Below are 13791 nucleotides of genomic sequence, written 5' to 3'. Positions count from 1 at the left end.
CCGGCCTCCCCGCCACGGGGAGGCCGGGCCCCCGGAGGGTGGCTCAGGCCAGCGAGGCCATCCAGGCCTCGACCTCGTCGGCGCGGCGCGGCAGGCCGGCCGAGAGGTTCTCGTTGCCGTCGGCGGTGACCAGGATGTCGTCCTCGATCCGGACGCCGATGCCGCGGTACTCCTGCGGCACGGTCAGGTCGTCCTGCTGGAAGTACAGGCCGGGCTCGACGGTGAGGACCATGCCGGGCACCAGCAGCGCGTCGGCGTGCTCCTCGCGGCGCGAGTGGGCGCAGTCGTGGACGTCGAGGCCGAGCATGTGGCCGGTGCCGTGCAGGGTCCAGCGGCGCTGGAGGCCCAGCTCCAGGACCTTCTCGACGTCGTAGGCCGAGGCGTCCAGCAGGCCCCAGGCGAGCAGGCGCTCGGCGAGCACGCGCTGCGAGGCGTCGTGGAAGTCGCGGAAGCGGGCGCCGGGCTTCACCGCGGCGATGCCGGCCTCCTGGGCGTCGTACACGGCGTCGTAGATCTTGCGCTGGAGGTCGTTGAAGCGGCCGTCGATCGGCAAGGTGCGGGTGACGTCGGCGGTGTAGAGGGTGTGGGTCTCGACGCCGGCGTCCAGCAGCAGCAGCTCGCCGGGGCGGACGTCGCCGTCGTTGCGGACCCAGTGCAGCGTGGTGGCGTGCGGGCCGGCGGCGGCGATGGTGCCGTAGCCGACGTCGTTGCCCTCGACCCGGGCGCGGCGCCAGAAGGTGCCCTCGATCCAGCGCTCGGAGGTGGCGACGGCCTGGCCGAGCTCGCGGACCACGTCGGTGAAGCCGTTGACGGTGGCGTCGCAGGCGGCGCGCAGCTCGCCGACCTCCCACTCGTCCTTGACCAGCCGCAGGCCGCTCAGGAACTCCTTGAACTCGGCGTCCCGGTCGGCGTCCAGCACGTCGGCCAGGGTGTCCTCCAGGCCGGCGTCGTAGCCGCGGACGATCCGGGTGGGCACCGCGGAGTCCTTGGTGCGCCCGGCCAGTTCCTCGGCGGCCTTGCGCACGTCGCGCGCCGGCAGGCCGAGCAGCTGCTCCTGCTCGCCCAGGCTGTTCCGGCGGCCGACCCACAGCTCGCCGTAGCCGTCCAGCCAGAACTCGCCGTTCTCGCGGTCGGAGCGGGGCAGCAGGTAGAGGGCGAACTCGTGGCCGGCGTCGCCGGTGGGCTCGGCGACGAGCACGGCGTCCTCGGTCTGGTCGCCGGTGAGGTGCACGTACTCGCTGGCGGCGCGGAAGCTGTAGTCGGTGTCGTTGGAGCGCACCCGCAGGTTGCCGGCCGGGACGACCAGCCGCTCGCCGGGGTAGGCGGCGGAGAGCCGGGCGCGGCGCTCGGCCGCGTACGGGGCCTGGGCGACCGGGACGAGGCCGTGCAGCTCGGTGTCGGCCCAGCCGGTCTTCATCGAGGCGGCCAGCTCGTCGGAGACCTCGCCGTACAGGCCGTTCTTGCGGCCCTTGAACTGCTGCGGCTCGTCGCCGCCGTCGGCTTCGGGGTTCTCGGCCACTGCGGGCGTGCGGTCCTCGGTCACGTGTAACGCCTCCTTGGGGTGGTACCGCCGCCCCTCGGGGGAGTGTCGGATCGCGACACGCGCGGGCGGCCGTGCGTCCATGGTACGGACGCCCGGCCGCTCGCCCGTTCGGGGTCGGGACGACTGTTCGGGACGGCTATTCGAAGCGGGCCGCGAGCAGCAGCAGGTCGTCGGTGGCCGGTCCGGGTCCGGGGTCGGGGCAGACGGCCAGCAGGTGGGCGCAGAGCCGGTCCGGGTCGATCCGCACGTCGCGCGGGGCGTCGGCGGCGGCCCGGCGCAGGTTGGCCTGGCCGGCGTGCAGGGTCGGGCCGCAGCGGCGGGCCAGCCCCTCGGTGTAGAGCAGCAGGGTGTCGCCGCGGTCGGCGGTGAGCTCGACGCCGGGGGCCTCCCAGCAGGCCAGCATGCCGAGCGGGGCGGAGAGCGAGGTCTCCACGAACTCGGCGCCGTGCCGGCCGACCAGGACGGGCGGGCAGTGGCCGGCGCCGGCCAGGGTGATCCGGCGCTCCTCGGGTTCCACCCAGGCGTAGACGGCGGTGGCGGTGCGGGCCAGCTCGGTGGTCTTGAGCAGGAGTTCCAGGTCGCCGAGGACGGAGACCGGGTCCTCGCCCTCCAGGACGGCGTAGGCGCGCAGCGCGGCCCGGATCCTGCCCATCGCGGCGGCCGCGCCGGGGGCGGAGCCGGGGCCCGCGCCGGGGCCGTCGCCGGAGACGGAGCCGACGGTGAGGCCGACGGTGCCGTCCGGCAGCGGGATGGCGTCGTACCAGTCGCTGCCGCAGGAGCGGTCCAGGCCGGCCGGGAGGATCCGGGCGGCCAGCCGCAGGCCGGCGGGCTGGGGGAGCCGGTCGGGCAGCAGGCCGCGGCGCAGCGCCTCGGTGGTGCGCCGGACCTTGTCCGCCTCCAGCTGTTTGGCGAGCAGCGGGGCGGCGATCGCGGCGTAGCGGTGGGCGAGCTCGCGCTGGCGCTCGGTGGGTTCGGCGGGCTCGTCGTAGAACCAGAGGGCGGCGGCGAGCGGGCCGTCCTCCTCGGTGGCGAGCGGCAGGCCGTAGCAGCCGCCGAGGCCGAGCTGGGTGGCGAGTTCGCGCAGCCGGGCGCCGGTGGCCGGGTCCTCGGCGAGGTCGGGGGAGTGCAGCCGTTCGGGCCGGTCCTGTTCGCGCAGCAGTCTGGCGAGCAGGCTCTGCTCGGGCGGGACGGTCTCCAGCGCGCCGAGGCTGGCGCGGTCGAGGCCGAGGCCGACGGGCTGGCCGGGCCTGCCGCCGGGCATCCGGGTGACCAGGACGCCGCGTCGGGCGCCGAGCAGGGCGGCGCCGGAGGCGAGGACGGTGTCCAGGGTGGCGGCGAGGCCGCGGGCGCGGGCGAGCTGTTCGGTGTGCCGGTGCAGGCTGGCGAAATCGGACAGTCGTCCGGCCAAACGGTCCTGCACTCCGGCGGCCGGTGCCGTGCGGACGTCCGCCGCGCCGTCCTGCGCGTCGGCGGGGCCGGGGAAGCCCGGTGGGTCGAGGACGGTCAGCCCGCCGGCGCTGCCGGGCTCGCCCGGCTCGGAGGGTGTCGATGACGACGGGTGGGACTCGGTCATGCCGCCACTCCTGACGTGCTACGTGCCATGCGGAACCCCCAGGTACGGCCGGTGTGGAGCGATGACGGCCAAAGGGCGCGTTTCGCCTCGATTCGCTACTACTCGTCATTGATCGACAGCAATGCCACCACTTCTACACAGGCCATTTGGGGCATGTCCAGATCCAGGACGACGCGGTGGCCTGTTCCACATCCGCGAGACCCGGTCGGGGGGCGCATACGGCCTGGGCGCGCGCCGGTCCGGTCGGGAGGCATGGAGGGGACCGGGAGCGGGCAGAACGGAGGGGACGGACCCGGCGGCCGTCCGGATCGTATGCCCGCGCCGCCCGGGACCCGGGCTGGCCGGAAGTCTCTCACTCGTACGGTGGAACCAAGCGCGCCCGGGCGGCGTCCATCCGGTCGCATACGGGATTCTCGTTCCAGGGGCTGTTTCAGTGCGCGGCCCTTCTCATGTCGTGCTCCACACCGTGATCCACGTCGTCGCCGCGCCGCCCGCCATGCCGCCCGCCCCCCTTCGCGCCGCCGGGGCCGTGCCACCGCGGGTCCGCGTGACGAGTCCCGGCGGTGCCGACGGGCCGGAGCGAACCGAGCGGTCAGGGAAAGGAACGAGCGCCATGCGTGAGAACCCGAAAGATCCGTGTCCGCCCGCCACTCCCCACCACCCCGTCCAGGACGACGTCGCACGTCAGCGCCCTGCCCGGCTCGCCGCGGCCCTGACGGCCGCCGTCGACCACCGCTGGCCCGTGGTGCCCGGGGCCGTCCTGCGCGGCGGTCAGTGCTCCTGCGGCGACCAGGACTGCGTCGTGCCGGGCGCGCACCCGCACGACCCGTCGCTGCTGGCCGCCACCACGGACGCCCGGATGGTGCGCTGGTGGTGGGAGCGGCAGAGCCCGGACGCTCCGGTGCTGGCCGCCACCGGTTCGGTGGTCTCGGCGGTCAGCCTGCCGGCGGCGGCCGGGGCCCGGGCGCTGGTCTACCTGGGCGCGCTGCGGCTGCCGCTCGGTCCGGTGCTGGCGATGCCGGGCCGGTACGCGCTGCTGGTGGCCCCGTACTCGCTGGACGCGCTCGGCGAGATGCTCTCTCAACTCCCTTGGGTGCCAGGCTCGTTGCGCTATCACGGGGTGGACGGCTTCCTGCCGCTGCCGCCCGGTGGAGCGGCTGGCCGGGTGCGTTGGGTGCTGGCCCCGCGCGCGGACGCCGACGGCGGGGTGTGGCTGCCGCAGGTCGGGCCGCTGCTGGGCGAGTTGGTGGAGGCGACGGTCCGGCTGGACAGCGGTCGCTCGGCGTACTGATCCGCCGGTCCGTTCCCGGGCCGCTCGTCGGGGCCCCGCGGAAAACAAAAGATCCGGCCGCTGGCGACGGGGGATGCACCAGCGGCCGGACTCTTTAGACAGTAACAAGGATCCGCGCCCGCGCCAATTTCCAAGACGCCCTGCCAGCCCGGAAATTGCGGCTTCATGGCGACAATGTGACGCGTATCACCCGGATCCCGGGCGCTTTAGTTCAAGGTGACCTGACGGTTCACCAGGTTCGCGCGGGCGCGCCGCTCCTCGGCGGTCAACGGGGTCTCGTCGGCGAGCACCGAGGCCAGCCGCTCGGCGAACTCGGCGGCCGGCTTCTCGCAGTCGGCGGCGGTCATGGCGAGCGGGAGGTCCCAGACCGGGACGGTCAGGCCGTGCGCGCGGAACGAGCCGACCAGGCGGGTGTCCGGGCCGAGCGAGGACTGGTCGGCGGCGCTGAGCCGGGCCAGCGCGTCCAGCAGCCGCTCCTCGGGCACGGTCATCACCCAGCGCAGGTGGTTCTTGTCGGGGGTGCCGCACCAGTAGGCGGCGTCGGCGCTCGCCAGCTTCTCGGTCGGGATGGCCGAGGCGTTGGCGCGCTCCAGGGAGGCGGCGACCTCGCCGGTCGCGGTCTCGGCGTCCTCCAGCCAGAACTCGAAGCCGGTGTGCACGGCGGGCGTGAACGCGGCGGTGACGTCCAGCAGGTCCTGGAGCCGGCGTCCGCCCGCCTCGGTCCGGCGGGACGGCACCGGGTTGCCCGGCTCGGTGGCCAGCGCCAGCTCCAGGGCGTCCGCGAGGTCGCGGCTGAGGTCGCCGGAGGAGGACTGGGTCTGCAGGCCGAGCAGGATGGAGCCGTCCTGGCGGCGCAGGGCCGGCCAGGCCAGCGGCAGCACGGTGGCCAGGGTCACCGACGGGACCTCGCCGGTGGCGCCCTCGGCCACCCCGGCGGCCAGCGTCAGCGGCACCGTGGCGGCGGGCACCAGCTCGCGCAGCGCGACCCAGTCGGCCTCGCCCGACAGGCCCTCGAACGGGCGGTGCACCAGCTCCTGCACCGCGTGCGAGGCCTCCCGGCCGTGACAGGCCTTGTACCGGCGGCCCGAACCGCAGGGGCAGTTCTCGCGGGCCCCCACCACGGGGACCTCGCCCGCGACGGCGGTGGTGGACTGACGCTGCGGCGCCTTCTTGGCGGCCTTCTTGCCCATGGTGCGGCTCTCCCGGGAACGGTGGTCCTTTGCTCCGGGCAGCCTACTGACGTTCCCCCGGCGCGCGGGCACGCGCCGGGCGGACGGGTGGGGAGCGCGCGTCGGTTCAGGCGCTGCGGGCGTCACCACCGGTGCGCCGGGCGTGCCGGGCCCGGGCGGGCAGCGCCGCCCAGACCGTCACCTCGCCGGGCGCGTCGCGCACGCCCCAGTCGCTGGCCAACTGGTCGACGATGTTCAGGCCGCGACCGCCGCGCGAGGTCAGCGAGGGGCCGGCGGGCAGCGGCCGGGTGGTCGCGCCGCCGTCGGTGACCTCCAGGGTGAGCACGCCGTCGGCGTGCAGCTGCCAGCGGACCAGCACGCCGCCGTCCGTTCCGCTCCCGTGCTCCTCGCGCTCCCGGCCGCCCGTGGCGGAATGCGCCCCGGAGGGGACGCCGACCAGCAGTTGGTCCACCACCTCGGCCCGGGCGCCGCGCCCCAGGGCCCGCAGCGGGCCGAGCGGACGGGCGTACCGACAGGCGTTGCTCAGCAGTTCGGAAAGGATCAGTACGGCATCATCAACGACCGGCTCCGGTATCTCCCGGTCGCCGAGATCTCGACGCAGTCGGCGCCGTGCGACCCCGACACTCGCCGGGCCGTGCGGCACTGCCATGGTCGATGAAGCCGGCACTTCACGCGCCACCATCAACGCCACCCCCGGACCTCCTTCAGCGTATGCCGAGGGAGAGATGCCCCTTGGTAATGCGTCGGAAACGACCGCCGGACGATCCCGCGAGGACATTTCAAGCGATTGCGACCGAGGGTGGACCTGAGGTCATTCCGTGCTCACCGTGCGTCGCCCCGGCGCATGAATTCCGGCAATAACGGGCCCGGAAGGTTTGACTGCCGACCAGAACGATCAGGTTGTGTCCGGGCTTTGCGGGTGGATTTGCGGGCGGCCCGCCGTCCGACGCCGGATCACCGGCCGAGCTGCGCCAGGACCTCGGCGGGCCGGTTGGTGATGATCGCGGACACCCCGAGCTCCAGGCACAGTTCCACGTCGGCCGGTTCGTCCACGGTCCACACGTGCACCTCGTGCCCCAGCTCGCGCAGCCGCGTCACCAGCTGCGGGCGGGCCCGCACCAGGTCGATGCCCGGTCCGGCGATCCGAGCCCCGCCCGGCAGCGGGGAGCCCGGGCGCAGCCGGCCGAGCAGCGGCAGGGTCCGTTCGAACAGGAACACCCGCCGGTACTCCGGCGCCGAGGCCGCCACCCGGTTCAGCCCCACCGAGGAGAAGCTCATGATCCGGGCCGAGGGGCGCTCGCCCTCCCGGCTCGCGCCGATCTTGAAGCGTTCGAGCTTCCGCAGCAGTTCGGCCTCCACCCGGCCGCGGTAGCGCACCGGGTGCTTGGTCTCGATCGCCAGGTCCACCGGGCGGCCGCAGTCCACCACCAGCTCCAGCAGCCGCTCCAGCCGCAGCACGCCGCGCAGCTCGGGGTCGGTGCTGGGGCGGCCGGTCTTCCAGGCGCCGAAGTCGTACGCCTCCAGCTCGGCCAGCGTCATCGCCGAGACGGTGCCCTGGCCGTTGGAGACCCGGCCGATCCGGCGGTCGTGCACGCAGACCAGCTCGCCGTCGGCGGTCAGCCGGACGTCGCACTCGACCGCGTCCGCGCCCTCGTCGAGCGCGCGCCGGTACGCCGCCAGGGTGTGCTCGGGCAGGGCGTGCGAGGAACCGCGGTGGGCGATCACCTGGACGGGCGGCGTGGTGCGCGCCGCCGTCGAGGACGGGTCTGTGCTGGTCACGGGCCCCACGATAGGCGGCGGAAGTGACGCGCAGGCGAAGACGGCCCCAATCTGCGGGGCCGTCTTCGGTGTCGGTCGGTCAGCTCGGCGCCGTCCTGCGGGTCAGCGGGGTGAGCGCCCAGGTGACCAGCGCGGGCACCAGGAAGGCGAACAGCGAGGCGGACGTCCACTCCTGCGGGGTGAAGTGCAGGGCGTCCTGGGCGGAGGTCCAGAAGTCCGTCCACCAGCCGGCCACCGCGGTCGGCGCGATGAACTGGTAGACCGCGAAGCCCAGCACCCAGGGCAGCAGCATCAGGCGGCGCGAGGGCGCGTCGGCGGAGAGGTTCCAGCCGTACCGGCCGGCGCCGAAGAAGTAGTCCACCGCCAGCACCGCCAGCAGCGGCACGAAGACCGAGCCGATCAGACCGAGGAAGTTGGTGTAGGTGTCGGTGAACTTGTCGATCTGCAGTGCCAGCACGGTGATCAGCAGGCCGATCCCGCCGGTCAGCACCCGGCGGTCCACCTTCGGCAGCAGGTTCTGCACCGACATCGCGGTCGAGTACACGTTGGCGAAGGACTGGTCCGTCTCGCGCAGCACCAGCACCAGCAGGAACAGCCAGCCGGCCCAGACGCCGAGGAAGGAGTCGAAGATCCTGTTCGGGTCGCCGTCGGACTGCAGCAGGGCCATCAGGCCGAGCACGTAGCACCAGACCTGGGCGATCGTGTAGCCGGAGAAGCTGCCCCAGAACGCCGAGCGTGCGGTGCGCGAGTGCCGGGTGTAGTCGGCGGCCAGCGGGACGAAGGAGATCGACACCGCGATCATCGCGTCGGTGGCGCCCAGGAAGCCGTGCCAGTTGCCGGCGCCCGGGTCGGGCACCCCCTGGCGGCCCAGCTGGACGGTGAAGTACACCATCGCGACGGCGACCGCACCGGCCACGAAGCGGCGCAGCACCGCGATCGAGCCCAGCGGCCAGATGGTCAGCGCGGTGGTCAGCGCGCCCGCCAGGAGCACGAACAGCCAGCGGTAGCCGTCGGTGTGGGCGACGGTCTGCGCGCCCGCCGCGATCGTCAGCAGCTCGAACACGCCCCAGCCGACGCACTGGACGATGTTCAGCACCGTCGGGACATACGACAGCCGGGTGCCGAACAGCCCGCGCAGGTTCGCCATCGCGGGCGCGCCGGTACGGGCCCCGATCAGCGCGGCCACGCCGAGCATCGCGGTGCCGACCACGGTGCCGGCCACGATCGCGGTCACCGCGGCGGCCAGCGACAGCTCGCTGCCCTTGGCGCCGAGCACGGTCGCGGCGGTGGAGAAGCCGATCAGGCTGACGCCCAGGTTCATCCAGAGCGCGAAGTGGTCCCGGAAGCGCAGCGTGCGCGGCGGCTCGGTGTCCAGCACGAGCGGCGCCTCGGCACGCTCCGGGCGCTCCAGGACGGCGGTCGCCGTGCCGGTGGGGCCCGCGTGACCGCTGTCACCGCCGTGAGCGGTCGGGGACGGTTCGGGGAAACCCTTGGACGCGGGCGCGTCCGAAGAAGAGGATGGCGAAGCAGGCGACATGGCCGATACTCCCTACGCCGGCATTACCCGGACAGGTTCCGGCGGTCTGCGCCCCCTCGACGGTCCGCCCACGATCCCGTGGCGTACGGTCGACCAGCGCACTCTCAGCCTGGATGGTCCAAGCTCCCGCGTGTCAGTTGTGAGCGACAGGCTAACCGGCCCGGGGGTGAACGCCAAGGCCACGGGGTGTGCGGCCCGCATCGCGGGACGCCCGGCGGAGGTGGGGGAGCCTCCGGTCGTCGGCCTGGTCTTCGGTTCGGCCGTCGACTTGCTCGTCGGCTCGGTCATCGCTCGGTCGTCGGCGTAGGACAGCCTGGTCGGCGGCCCGGCTGTCGGCTGCGGCTAAGGATTCTTATGAGTTATTCAGAGGGGTCCTTACGGCAAACGAATCGGCAGTACGAAAAACTATGGTCCTTGGTTCTGTCAGCTATGGAGGTCGTTCGTGAGCACCGAGCGCGAGGTTGGGCCCACCGGGCCGCAGGGGGAGCAGCCCTCGGGCGGCCAGGCGGCGGCTGTTCCCGCTTCCGACGGCCACGCCTCGGGCGGGCACCAGCCGACACTGGCCTTCGGCCGGGTCCCCGAGCCCGGGGCCGCTCCGGCCGCCGAGGCCGCACCGGCTGAGGCCGCGCCGACGGAGGGCGTTGCGGCCGATGGTGTTCCGGCCGAGGGCGGGTACCAGCCCACCGTGGCCTTCACCAAGGTCCCCGCGCCGGAGGCGCCCCCGCAGACCCCGGCCGCGCCGGTCGTCGACGCACCGGCCGCCCCGGTCGACGCCGCCACCGGCTACATCGACGCGCCGCCGCCGGTCCTGCCGCCCGCCCCGCCGGTCCCGGCCGCGCCGGCGGCACCCGCCGCACCCGTCGCACCCGTCGCACCCGTCGCCGAGAGCCCGGCCCTGCCGCCGGGTGCCAACCCGTACGCCACCCCGGCCCACGGCGTCCCCGCCGCCGGCCCGCACGACCCGTACGGCACCCCGGCCGCCCCCGGCGCGCCCGCCGCGCACCCCGCGCCCGGCCACCACCCGTTCGGCGCCGGCCAGCCGCTCGGCGGCTGGGGTGCCTCCCACGACGCCGGCGGCGGCGCGGGCTACCCGGGTGGCCCGGCCGGACCGCTCGGCTACCCGGCCGACTACCCCGGCGGCCCCGGCGGCCCGCGCAAGAAGCGCGGCGGCCTGGTCGCCCTGATCGCCGCCGTCGCGCTGATCGCCGGCGTGGCCGGCGGTGCGCTCGGCGTGACCGTCGCGGACCGCAACGACAGCACCAGCAGCGCCGACGACCACCGCAGCACCACCGTCCAGGCCAGCAACACCCAGAAGAACGAGCCCGCTCCCGGCTCGATCGCCGGCATCGCGCAGAAGGCGCTGCCCAGCGTCGTCACCATCAAGGCGCAGGGCAACGGCGAGTCGGGCACCGGCACCGGCTTCGTCTTCGACACCGAGGGCCACATCCTCACCAACAACCACGTGGTCGCGCCGACCCTCAACGGCGGCAAACTGACCGTCAAGTTCGCCGACGGCACGTCCTACAACGCGTCCGTGCTGGGCCACGCCGAGGGCTACGACGTCGCCGTGGTCAAGATCGAAAACCCGCCGAAGAGCAAGCTGGCCCCGCTTCCGCTGGCCGACTCCGACAAGGTCAACGTCGGTGACGCCACCGTCGCGATCGGTGCGCCGTACGGCCTGGAGTCCACCGTCACCAGCGGCATCGTCAGCGCCAAGGACCGCCCGGTCGCCTCCGGCGACGAGACCGGCGGCCAGTCCTCCTACATGAACGCCCTGCAGACCGACGCCTCGATCAACCCCGGCAACTCCGGCGGCCCGCTGCTCGACTCCAGCGGCTCGGTGATCGGCATCAACTCGGCGATCCAGTCCAACGCCTCCGCCAACGGCCGGGCCGGCAGCATCGGCCTCGGCTTCGCCATCCCGATCAACCAGGCCAAGTGGGTCGCCGACACCCTGATCAAGACCGGCAAGCCGGTCTACGCCAAGCTCGACGTGCTGCGCAACGACGACTACAAGGGCGACGGCGCGCAGATCCAGACCCGCGACATCCAGGGCCAGCCGGCCGTCACCCCCGGCGGCGCCGCCGACAAGGCCGGTCTCAAGCCGGGCGACGTCATCACCAAGCTCGGCGGAGTGCCGATCGACAACGGCCCCGCCCTGGTCAGCCGGATCTGGACGCACAAGCCCGGCGAGACCGTCGACGTCGAGTACACCCGCAACGGCCAGCAGTTCAACACCAAGGTCACCCTCGGCCAGCGGGACGGCGACAGCTGACCCCCACCCGCACGAAACGGTGTGCACCGAACCCCGCCGGACCCGTTAGGCTGACCTCCGCCTGGAGAGCTGCCCGAGCGGCCTAAGGGAACAGTCTTGAAAACTGTCGTGCGGTGACCCCGTACCGTGGGTTCGAATCCCACGCTCTCCGCTGGTTGGAGAACCACCTGCTCAGGGCGGGTGCCGAGATCACTCGGCACCCGCCTTCCGCGTTTTCGGCGGGCGGGGGTTGACCCTGACACGGTGGCAGGGGGTGGAGTGGGGGCACCATGTTGAACATCGGAGACTTCGCCAGCCACGGCCGGGTGTCGGTGCGGATGCTGCGCCACTACGACGCGATCGGGCTGCTGCGGCCCGCCAGGGTGGACCGGGTCAGCGGGTACCGGTCCTACGAGGCGTCCCAACTCGCCCGGCTCAACCGGGTGATCGCGCTCAAGGAGCTCGGCTTCACGCTGCAGCAGGTGCGGGCCGTCCTGGACGAGCAGGTGGACGCGGCCGAACTGCGCGGGATGCTGCGGCTGCGCCGGGCCCAACTCGCCGAGGCGATCGCCGCGGACGAGCAGCGGCTGACCCGGGTGGAGGCGAGGCTCCGGACGATCGAGAGCGAGGGGACCATGTCCGCACACGACGTCGTACTGAAGCGGGTGCCGTCCGTCCGGGTGGCCGAACTGACCGCGGTGGCCGCGAGTTACCAGCCGGAGGACATCGGGCCGGTGATCGGCCCGCTGTTCGCGGAGCTGTGCCGGCGGCTGGCCGAGGCCGGGATCGCCGAGGCGGGCCCGTCCGTCGCCCGGTACGAGGACGTGCCGGAGGGCGAGGGCACGGTGCTGATCCGGGTGGCCGTCCCGGTCGGGCCGGCGGTGGAGCCGGGCCGGTACGGCTTCGCGGTGCTCGACCTGCCGCCGATCGAGGAGGCGGCGACGGTCGTGCACCGCGGCTCGATGGACGAGGCGATGGGGAGCTTCCAGGAGCTGGCCCGCTTCATCGACGCGAACGGCTACCGCTCGGCCGGCTACGCCCGGGAGCTCTACCTGGAGTGCCCGGACGACCCGGCGCGGTGGGTCACGGAGTTCCAGGAGCCGGTGGTCCGCCGGTAGGCCCGGTCCGGCCGGGGCCCACGCCCGCAGATCCGCCGGGGGCCCACTTGCCCGGCCTCCGGCGGGCGGGCAGAGTGCGGTGGAGGCGGCTGGCGGCGAGTGGAGGCGGCGATGGGTGACCTGACGGACCGACTGGCGCAGGGCCTTCCGGCCGGGGCGGTGGTGGTGGATCCGGACGTGACCGCCGCCTACCGCCACGACATGGCCGGCTTCTGCGCCGCCGGTGCGCCCGCCGTGGTGGTGTTCCCGGAGACGGTCGAGCAGGTGCAGCACGTGCTGCGCATCGCCACCGCGCTGCGGGTGCCGGTGGTGCCGCAGGGGGCGCGGACCGGGCTGTCGGGTGCGGCGAACGCCGTGGACGGCTGCATCGTGCTGTCGATGGTGAAGTTGAACCGGATCCTGGAGCTCGACCCGGTGAACCGGATCGCGGTGGTCGAGCCCGGCGTGGTGAACGCCGAACTTTCGCGAGCAGCCGGTGAGTTGGGCCTTTCGTACCCGCCGGACCCGTCCAGCTGGGAGTCCTGCACGATCGGCGGCAACATCGGCACCGGCGCGGGCGGGCTCTGCTGCGTGAAGTACGGCGTCACCAGCGAGTACGTGCTCGGCCTGGACGTGGTGCTGGCGGACGGGCGGCTGCTGTCCACCGGGCGTCGGACGGCCAAGGGCGTGGCCGGGTACGACCTGACCCGGCTGCTGGTCGGCTCGGAGGGCACGCTGGGCGTGGTGGTCCGGGCGGTGCTCGCGCTGCGGCCCGCGCCGGCGCCGCAGCTGGCGCTGGCGGCGGAGTTCCCGAGCGCGGACGCGGCGGGCGCGGCCGTCTGCGAGGTGATGGCGTGCGGCCTGACCCCGTCGCTGATGGAGCTGATGGACGCGGTCAGCGTGCGGGCGGTCAACGACCTGGGGCGGATGGGGCTGCCGGAGACGACCCGGGCGCTGCTGCTGGTGGCCTTCGACGGGCCGGACCGGGAGGCCGGGCTGGCGCGGGTGGCGGAGCTCTGCCGGGCGGCCGGGGCGACCGAGGTGGTGCCGGCCGAGGACGAGGCGGAGTCGCAGCTGCTGCTGGAGGCCCGGCGACTGGCACTGCCCGCGCTGGACCGGTTGGGCACCACGATGATCGACGACGTGGCGGTGCCGCGCTCCCGGCTGGCCGAGATGCTGAACGGCGTGGCGCTGATCGCCGAGCGGCACGCGCTGACCATCGGGGTGGTCAGCCACGCCGGGGACGGCAACACCCACCCGATCGTGATCTTCGACGGCTCGGACGAGGAGCAGGCGGCGCGGGCGCAGCGCTCCTTCGACGAGATCATGGCGCTGGGGCTGGAGCTGGGCGGCACGATCACCGGGGAGCACGGGGTGGGGCTGCTCAAGCGGGACTGGCTGGCGCGCGAGCTGGGGCCGGTCGCGCTGGACCTCCAGCGACAGCTGAAGGCGGTCTTCGATCCGCTGGGAATCATGAACCCGGGCAAGATGGTGTGATGTTATTTCTCCCATATTCCAGTACGACTT

10 protein-coding genes, 1 tRNA gene and 1 riboswitch are annotated in these 13791 nt (G+C 73.7%); of the genes, 5 read left to right on the top strand and 6 right to left on the bottom strand.

All coding sequences use genetic code 11. The annotated features are described in order from the left end of the window. Positions 1-43 precede the first annotated feature (43 nt). On the bottom strand, positions 44-1543 hold the full coding sequence (locus AB0O82_RS02620) for an aminopeptidase P family protein (RefSeq protein ID WP_363579787.1): 1500 nt from the start codon (positions 1541-1543) through the stop codon (positions 44-46). A gap of 136 nt (positions 1544-1679) precedes the next feature. After that, positions 1680-3116, bottom strand: a complete 1437-nt coding sequence (locus AB0O82_RS02615) for a PP2C family protein-serine/threonine phosphatase (RefSeq protein ID WP_363579786.1) — start codon at positions 3114-3116, stop codon at positions 1680-1682. A gap of 613 nt (positions 3117-3729) precedes the next feature. Here AB0O82_RS02615 and AB0O82_RS02610 point away from each other — a divergent pair. Then, positions 3730-4407 carry a bifunctional DNA primase/polymerase gene (locus tag AB0O82_RS02610; protein ID WP_363579785.1) on the top strand — a complete coding sequence of 226 codons (678 nt, stop codon included), beginning with the start codon at positions 3730-3732 and terminating at the stop codon, positions 4405-4407. Positions 4408-4613: 206 nt separating this feature from the next. Here the strand turns inward: AB0O82_RS02610 and AB0O82_RS02605 are convergent, their stop codons facing one another. From AB0O82_RS02605 to AB0O82_RS02590, 4 genes are all read right to left on the bottom strand, one after another. Then, on the bottom strand, positions 4614-5597 hold the full coding sequence (locus AB0O82_RS02605) for a DUF5926 family protein (RefSeq protein WP_363579784.1): 984 nt from the start codon (positions 5595-5597) through the stop codon (positions 4614-4616). A 106-nt stretch (positions 5598-5703) separates the two neighbouring features. Beyond that, a complete protein-coding gene (locus tag AB0O82_RS02600; RefSeq protein ID WP_363579783.1) occupies positions 5704-6246 on the bottom strand; it encodes an ATP-binding protein in 543 nt (180 codons plus the stop codon). A 305-nt stretch (positions 6247-6551) separates the two neighbouring features. After that, positions 6552-7376, bottom strand: coding sequence for a glycerophosphodiester phosphodiesterase family protein (locus tag AB0O82_RS02595; protein ID WP_363579782.1), 825 nt, complete (start codon positions 7374-7376; stop codon positions 6552-6554). A 79-nt stretch (positions 7377-7455) separates the two neighbouring features. Continuing rightward, complete coding sequence (locus tag AB0O82_RS02590; RefSeq protein ID WP_363579781.1) at positions 7456-8913, bottom strand: cytosine permease; 1458 nt, start codon at positions 8911-8913, stop codon at positions 7456-7458. Next, positions 8906-9053, bottom strand: a riboswitch (TPP riboswitch). (Overlaps the previous gene by 8 nt.) Before the next feature lie 302 nt (positions 9054-9355). On the opposite strand from AB0O82_RS02590, the gene AB0O82_RS02585 reads away from it, so the two are divergent. The 4 genes from AB0O82_RS02585 (at position 9356) to AB0O82_RS02570 (ending at position 13761) form a co-directional block, all read left to right on the top strand. Then, a complete protein-coding gene (locus tag AB0O82_RS02585) occupies positions 9356-11188 on the top strand; it encodes a trypsin-like peptidase domain-containing protein (RefSeq protein WP_363579780.1) in 1833 nt (610 codons plus the stop codon). Between the two features lie 63 nt (positions 11189-11251). Continuing rightward, positions 11252-11339: transfer RNA gene (locus AB0O82_RS02580), tRNA-Ser, on the top strand. Between the two features lie 118 nt (positions 11340-11457). Beyond that, complete coding sequence (locus AB0O82_RS02575; RefSeq protein WP_363579779.1) at positions 11458-12285, top strand: MerR family transcriptional regulator; 828 nt, start codon at positions 11458-11460, stop codon at positions 12283-12285. A gap of 111 nt (positions 12286-12396) precedes the next feature. After that, complete coding sequence (locus tag AB0O82_RS02570; protein WP_363579778.1) at positions 12397-13761, top strand: FAD-linked oxidase C-terminal domain-containing protein; 1365 nt, start codon at positions 12397-12399, stop codon at positions 13759-13761. Positions 13762-13791 lie beyond the last annotated feature (30 nt).

Origin of the sequence: Kitasatospora sp. NPDC088264, from assembly GCF_040685715.1 — a bacterium.
In the GTDB taxonomy this organism is placed as follows: domain Bacteria; phylum Actinomycetota; class Actinomycetes; order Streptomycetales; family Streptomycetaceae; genus Kitasatospora.
The sequence above is the reverse complement of the archived record's forward strand: the minus strand, read 5'-3'. Positions and strand labels throughout refer to the sequence as shown.